The following is a 6,820-nucleotide window of genomic DNA, read 5'->3' as shown; positions in this document are numbered from 1 at the left end:
GAAGGTCACAGGTTCAAATCCTGTCCCCGCAACCAACGATACTTGCAAACACCCTGCCCGTAAAACGGCGGGGTTTTTTGCGTTCGACGCAATCGACAAAATACCGGCCAAATCACCCTGCACGTCGATCGAAAGGCCGTCATCGCCGGGCGTCAGTACGATGGCGGACACCAGAGAGCGCAGGATTTCCGATGCTTTCATCCGCTCGCTCGTAACCGTCCGATTGAGGCCGCCTGCCGGGATGTGGCGTGAGCGCGTATGGGACGTCCATAAGGACGTCGTTATGGACGTCCTGAGCCAGAGCGAGGACGGCGGTGGAGATATTGGGCCGGGAGCGGCGTCGCCGGTGGAGCAACGCGCAGAGGCTTGAGATCATTGCCGCTGTGGGGGTGAACGGCGACACTCCTCATAGAGCTTCTTCTCCTCGCTGAAGAGCGAACGGATCGCGCGCGAAACCTACCGCACGCGCAATCAGGCAAGGCAGGATGTGTTCGATTACATCGAACGCTTCTACAATCCCACACGCAGGCACTCGAGCTTGGGCTATCTTAGCCCCATGGACTTCGAGAAGCAGGCTCATGTAGCCTAACTGGGTGTCCATGGGACCGGCAGCAGCTCAGACAGCACGTCAGGCCTCGTCAATAACCCGATTGCGGAGCACGCCGATGCGCTCGATCTCGACCTCGCAGAGATCGCCATCCTTCATGAACAGCTGCGGCTTGCGGAAGAAGCCCACGCCGGCCGGCGTACCCATCGCGATCACGTCGCCGGGCTCGAGTGTCATGACACTGCTCAAGGTAGTGATGGCAGCCACCACATCGACCAACATATCCGACAGCGAAGCGTCCTGAACGAGCTCTCCGTTCAGCCGAGTTTGAAGCCGCAACCCCTTCGCGCCTGCGGGAAGTTCGTCGGCAGAGATGAACGCTGGTCCAAGCGAAGCGGTGGCGTGAAAATTCTTGCCCAAGGTCCACTGCGGCGCCTCAAGTTGGTAGTCACGGATCGAGCCATCTTGGAAGATGCTGTAGCCGGCGACATGATCCAATGCGTTCTCGACGGAGATATGACGGCCTGCCGTGCCGATTATGACGGCAAGCTCACCTTCATAATCGAAAGCGTTGGATAGTTTGGGCTTGATCAGCGGCGCACCGGGCGAAACGACGCCGTCAGCCACGCGAAGAAAGAACGTTGCATGTTTTCCGGGCGTAAAGACAGATTCTGCCTCGGCGGCGTGCTTACCGAAGTTTGCGCCAATGCAAATCAACTTACCGGTGAGCGGAACGGGTGTCGCAAGATCGACGGAGTCGAGCGGAATGCTCGGCCCAGCTTGCAGAGCGACCGCAAAATTTGCGAGGCCCGCTTCACCACCCGCAAGCGCTTCCACGAAGGATGCTGGACCGAACCCCTCATCTTCGGTGCGAACCGTGATATCCGCGTCATTTGCGAGGAGACCGTAACCCTGCTTGCCGTCCTTAAAAAACCTGACAATCCGCATTACTATCTTCCCCAAATTGCTTTTGCCCAATATCAGCCAAGCAAGTTAACTCCACCAGAAGGTCAGCAGAGTAAATGGATCCCTTCTGACAACGCGTCAGACCCTTGCAACGCGCTCATCACTCGACTTCCTCAAGCAGATCGACGCGGCGATGCCCAAAGGGCCGGACGTACACCTCGTGATGGATAACTATGCCACCCACAAGACGCCGAAGATCAAGGCATGGCTGGCGCGCCGTCCACCTTGGCACATCCATTTCACACCAACATCCGCGTCCTGGATCAATCAGGTCGAACGGTGGTTTGCAGAGCTGACACGTAAGCGGTTGCAGCACGGCGTTCATCGCTCAACCGCAGCACTCAACAGATAAGCCAACTCGCAGATAACGCGGCGCTGAGGAACTGACGTCGCGCGACACATTGTCAGATTGACCTGCCCGCCCCCGAGCGATCGGCGCAACGCGAAACCCTTCACTGCCGAGCCTGAGGGTCACGCCCAAGGCCAAGGCCTGCACCGACCCCTACCACAGCGCGTGTCTTGCCCCTTATCTTGCGAATTCCTCAACCGCATAGACCATCGGAATTCCAAAAATTCAGACACTATCTTCCGAGATCAGTGTCAAAAGGTGAATGAAACGCGGAGAGATTTGTATTTCATAAATATGAAACAGACTTACTTCCCCGCGCTCAAGTAGGCGGGCTACGGCAAATTAATTATTATGAAGCGGCGAGATATTAACTGGCGCCGCGTTGAATTTACAATTTTCAATGTTGGTCGACAGCGGCATGCTATAATTTTGACTTACCTCATGAAGACCAACGACAATCTTCTGACACTGCGTCAGAATTGCCCATAAGGATGGTGGTAGGTTCTTCGGCGCGATGGTACTGCCAATCGGTACGCGCTGTGACGGAAGTTCCAGAGGCAGGAACAGCCGAAAAAGTTCAGTGCCGCCGTTTCTCGGTTCAAAGTTGAGTGCGAAAAAGTCGGGTTATGCCCAGCCCGCCCAGCGCGGCTTACGGTCTGCGGTCGACATCATATCGAAGGATGTATTTGCCATGTCGTGGAAAATATGATCGGCGGGCGCGCAAGTTAATTAGCGGGAAACTCATCGGCAAGTCTTTAATGCTCAGGAGAGTTACAATGTCGTCCCCCAGTATGTTGAAAAGCGTCGCAGTGTCGCTCCCCACATCCGAAGAGATAATCGCTGCAAGCGCCGCCATGATTCCACAACTGAAGAAGCGCGCTGCCGAGGATGAGGCCAACGGCATGGTTTCCAAGGAAGCCATCAAGGAAATGATCGATGCGGGGCTATTCCGCGTTGCCCAGCCCGCTCGCTGGAAGGGCTATGAGATGCCCCTCACCACCTTGACGCAGGTCATCATAAATCTTGCTCGAGCCGATCATGCCTATGGTTGGGTTTACGGACTCTGTTCGTTGCACAACCATCACCTGGCAATGTTCGATGACCGCGCACAGAGAGATGTCTGGGGAGACAACCCCGATGCGATCACAGGGTCGTCCTACAGCCCATACGGCAAGGCTGTATCGGCACCGGGCGGTTACACGATCAGCGGCACCTGGCCATTTTCAAGCGGGTGTGACCATGCCGACTGGTACATTGTGGGCGGACTGGTCGATGGCGACCCGAAGAATTTCCGTTCATTCCTGGTTTCCCGCGAGTTTGTCGAGATCGTTGACGACTGGCAGGTGTTCGGCATGAAAGGCACGGGCAGCAAGAGCATTTCCATCAAGGAGGCTTTTGTCCCTGATTACCGCACAGTTCCGTTCGGGCCTGAAGCCGAAACCTACGACTATCCGGGCTACAAGGTTAATACCAACCCCCGGTTCAAGACACCCTTCATTCTGGTGTTCAACCGCGGTGGCACAGCCGTCTCGATCGGGTCGCTGATGGCGTTGATCGATGAATTTGTCGCTTACAACGCGCCCAAGGTTTCCATGATTACGGGCAAGGCGATCGCCGACTTGCCGGACACCCTTGAAGCTTTGGGAGAAGCAGTCGCCCTGGTCGATCAGCTGAAGTTGCTGGCAATGCACGATCTCGATGCGATCGAGCAATTGGCCGCCGAGGGCAAGACCCTCGATCCGGTGACGATGAACGTATATCGCTACCGCGCGCAGTCCGCCGGCAATCTTTGCCTGAAGGCGGCGCAATCGCTCTACGAGCTCGTTGGCGGCGGCGGCCTTTACGAGAGGCTCCCGATCCCTCGGATCTATCGCAACCTGATCGCGTCCCGCAATCATCCCGCCACGGCGGTGTTCCGGACAACCGTGCGCCAGATCGGCTCGGACCGGTTTGGCCAGGAGTCAGAGCGTAATTCTCGCTTCTAGAAGGCGCTGGCGCGGACGATAGGCTTGCAAGCCAAACCTCTTGTTCGCGCCGCGACGACTGGCCACAAAGAATTCTGGAGAGTAGGCGGCAGGTACGGACATGACTGAAAAAATTGAAACGGCTCTTGCACGGCAGTTCGGGCTTGAGGGTCGTGTCGCCCTCGTCACCGGAGCTGCAGGCGGCATCGGCAAGGCGATCGCTCATGCGCTGGCGGATGCCGGGGGTGCGGTGATCGTCGTGGATCGCGACGAATCCGGCGCACGCGCCGTCGCAGAGGAATTGTCCGGCAACGGCCACGACGCGATGCACCTCATGATCGATATCGGGGATGAGCAAAGCGTCCGCGATGGCTGCACCGCCGCAGTCGGTTGGAAAGGTGCCCCATGGGTGCTGGTGAACAATGCCGCCATTCAGAACCGCTCGATGATCCTGGATACAACGGCCGAGTTTTGGGATAGGACGGCGGCCGTCAACGCGCGTGGCCCGTTCCTGATGACGCGCGAAATCGGCAGGGCAATGATCGCAGCCGGGGCTGGGGGGCGCATTGTGAACATATGCTCGCTCGGTGCCGTAAGCCCGATGGTGGACGGACTGGCTGCCTATTCTGCATCCAAGGGTGCCTTGCGGACCTTGACCATGACCACGGCGTATGAGTGGGCCGAGCATGGCATCACGGCGAATGCGATATTTCCCGGTGGTGTGGTGACGCCGGGCGCAATTAACGCAAGCGGACCTCCTATCGCCGGGCCGGCTTTGCGTGGCTCACTGCTGGGCCAGTGCACACCGGAAGACATAGCGGCCGCTGCGACTTTCCTGGCATCGCCGGCGGCGGGGCGGGTTACGAACCAGGCGCTCACTGTCGATGGTGGCTACCAGCTGTCTTAAGTGCAAACTCTGATCCGCTTTGGGCGGGGAGGAAGACAGCGTGTGTGCAAGAGCGGCCTGAGCTTATCAGCGGCGTCGAGCATTTGCGATGGGAATGCGCTTTACGCAGCATGAACCATTTGCTGGCTCGGAAAATGCCGTGGGACAATGACCTGGGGCAGTCGTGTTGATGTGATCGGATCGACGCTCCTGGTCATCGGTTCATGCCTGTGGAGCAGGGACAAGCCCTGCCGCTCAGCCATGAGAATTAGCCACAGTGTGTGTGGCCTGCGCTTCGGATATCGATCCGCCGGTCTGCAGTACCAAGACGCTTTGGCGAGCCATCGCGTATCTTGGCACTTGAGTAGATCAATAGTCGGCGATTGAAATTACTTGTAAGGGTCAACCGGTTGGGGTGCGGAGATGACTTCGAGGTCGATCAGCATCGAAAGCACGTCAGAGATCGAGTAGATGTGGACGATCTTGTCCCCCTCGAACTTGATCCAGCTGAACCAGAGGGAGTCGAGCTGGTTGCCGGTCGGCTGCACACCCATATAAGGTGCCCCGGTGTGCTTGCCATGGTGATGGCAAAGTACCGTAACCTCGTCGTCGCCATTCCCCCATGCTTTCAGGACGCGATAGACGCAGGGCGGAAACGTGTTGTATAGCTCAAGGGCACCCGGCTTCCACTGCGCGTAGCTGCCCAGATCGGGCCGGTTGGGATTGGCATAGGTCATTTTCGACGCATCGAAAAAATCGTCCATTTTCTCAAAATCGCCGCGATTGAGCGTATCGAACAAACTCATCCATCGGTTGGCCATGAAGGCTTGACGCTCAGTCAATCCCTTCGTGATTTCAGCCCGCTTCTCGACTGATGGAGAGAAATCGTCCAAGGTGAACGGGGGAATATAGCCAGCCATCGACAATCTCCAAAACCTGTGCGCATCAATGCGCTTTTTTGTGTATCATTCAGAGCCGCGCGGTTTGAGCATCACCGGATGCTATATCCTTTTATGGTCACAGAAAAACTGCAACCTGTCGCCCGATAGGGCGCCGGACCCCGACTTTTCTTACGTCGTGCCATGCAGGCAATGGTCATGGCACTTAGGCCAGACTCCCGATGTGACGGGCGAGCTCCTGCGGGGAGTTCAGGAAGGGCGAGTGGTCAGTATCCATCGTGACTGACCGCGTGCATCCGAGGCGGCTGGCGACTTGGAGCTGCCAATCATATGGCAACATCTTATCTTGCAGACAGTGGATATAGGCGCGCCTGACCGTTCCGAAACGCTCTTCGGTCGTGGTGATCGGCACGGTCCACGGTGCGAGCGGCTCCGGGCAGATCCCGGTCGCAGCCTGCTTCACGTCCTCGGCGGAACACCCGTTGAAGAGCAGTGGCAATATGTCTTCGGAAGCAATCAGCGTGTGCCCTTCGTTGACGATCCGCATGTACGGGACTTGCGAAAACGACTCGTGCGACCCCATTGCCTCCCCTTGTGGCGGCACGACGGCTGACAGGAAAACCAGCGAAGCAAAGCGATCAGGCGCAAGTTCCGCCGCGCGGATCATGGCAAGTCCCGCACGGCTGTGTCCGACTAGCACGGGCAACTCGGCTTCGCGCTCTGCCAGGTCGATCAAATGCCGGGCCCACAGATCCAGCGTGACATCTTTGTGTGGCGTGTCGTCACCACCCATCCCGGGAAGTTCTATGCCGGTCGCCTTGTGCCCCATGGTCTGCAGCTCCGGCACGACACGGTCCCAACACCACTTCCCATGAAATCCACCGGGCACAAGATGAAAAGTCGCCACGTTAAAGCTCCGTATATTGCTAAAGGTCGTAGTTGGTCGGACGAAGTTGGTTCAGTTGCTGAATTTCATCGACGGCTGGAGTTCTTCCGCAGAAGAGTGTGGCGCAATCCCATGCCAACCCCCGGTGGCATCCGTAGCAACGGCGACCTTAGATTCAGGCAGGCCCAATGTATAAACCTAGTGCACTGACCCAATCAGGTGATTCACAATCGGTTAGTTTCGTGCGAGTCTGGCGGGATGTCCCAGATCGTATGTGTGATCGTAAACTCTGAAGATGCGGCGCGGTTGGCGTCGGTGGTCGC

Annotated in this window: 5 protein-coding genes and 3 pseudogenes; 4 read left to right on the top strand and 4 right to left on the bottom strand. The window is 57.5% G+C overall.

Annotation, left to right across the window (positions count from 1 at the left end):
* Positions 1-201 (bottom strand): annotated as a pseudogene (locus EWE75_RS23430) (recombinase family protein); the annotation flags it as partial.
* A 211-nt stretch (positions 202-412) separates the two neighbouring features.
* Between EWE75_RS23430 and EWE75_RS23425 the strand changes: the two are divergent.
* Positions 413-589, top strand: a pseudogene (locus EWE75_RS23425) (IS3 family transposase); the annotation flags it as partial.
* Positions 590-628: 39 nt separating this feature from the next.
* On the opposite strand, the gene EWE75_RS23420 reads toward EWE75_RS23425, so the two are convergent.
* Positions 629-1,495 (bottom strand): fumarylacetoacetate hydrolase family protein, encoded by an 867-nt coding sequence (locus tag EWE75_RS23420; RefSeq protein WP_130160467.1) that lies wholly within the window; start codon positions 1,493-1,495, stop codon positions 629-631.
* A gap of 85 nt (positions 1,496-1,580) precedes the next feature.
* Here EWE75_RS23420 and EWE75_RS23415 point away from each other — a divergent pair.
* The 3 genes and pseudogenes from EWE75_RS23415 to EWE75_RS23405 all read left to right on the top strand — a co-directional run.
* Positions 1,581-1,856, top strand: a pseudogene (locus EWE75_RS23415) (transposase); the annotation flags it as partial.
* Between the two features lie 782 nt (positions 1,857-2,638).
* A complete protein-coding gene (locus EWE75_RS23410) occupies positions 2,639-3,847 on the top strand; it encodes an acyl-CoA dehydrogenase family protein (protein ID WP_165388512.1) in 1,209 nt (402 codons plus the stop codon).
* A 100-nt stretch (positions 3,848-3,947) separates the two neighbouring features.
* Positions 3,948-4,733: an SDR family NAD(P)-dependent oxidoreductase gene (locus EWE75_RS23405; protein ID WP_130160465.1), complete on the top strand. Its 786-nt coding sequence runs from the start codon at positions 3,948-3,950 to the stop codon at positions 4,731-4,733.
* 368 nt (positions 4,734-5,101) lie between these two features.
* On the opposite strand, the gene EWE75_RS23400 is transcribed toward EWE75_RS23405, so the two are convergent.
* Both EWE75_RS23400 and EWE75_RS23395 read right to left on the bottom strand, forming a co-directional pair.
* A complete protein-coding gene (locus tag EWE75_RS23400) occupies positions 5,102-5,632 on the bottom strand; it encodes an ester cyclase (protein WP_130160464.1) in 531 nt (176 codons plus the stop codon).
* A 184-nt stretch (positions 5,633-5,816) separates the two neighbouring features.
* On the bottom strand, positions 5,817-6,518 hold the full coding sequence (locus EWE75_RS23395) for an alpha/beta fold hydrolase (protein ID WP_165388511.1): 702 nt from the start codon (positions 6,516-6,518) through the stop codon (positions 5,817-5,819).
* Positions 6,519-6,820 lie beyond the last annotated feature (302 nt).

The sequence above is a fragment of the Sphingomonas populi genome, assembly GCF_004208535.1.
Lineage (GTDB): Bacteria > Pseudomonadota > Alphaproteobacteria > Sphingomonadales > Sphingomonadaceae > Sphingomonas > Sphingomonas populi.
This window is presented reverse-complemented; position numbering and strand designations above follow the sequence as displayed.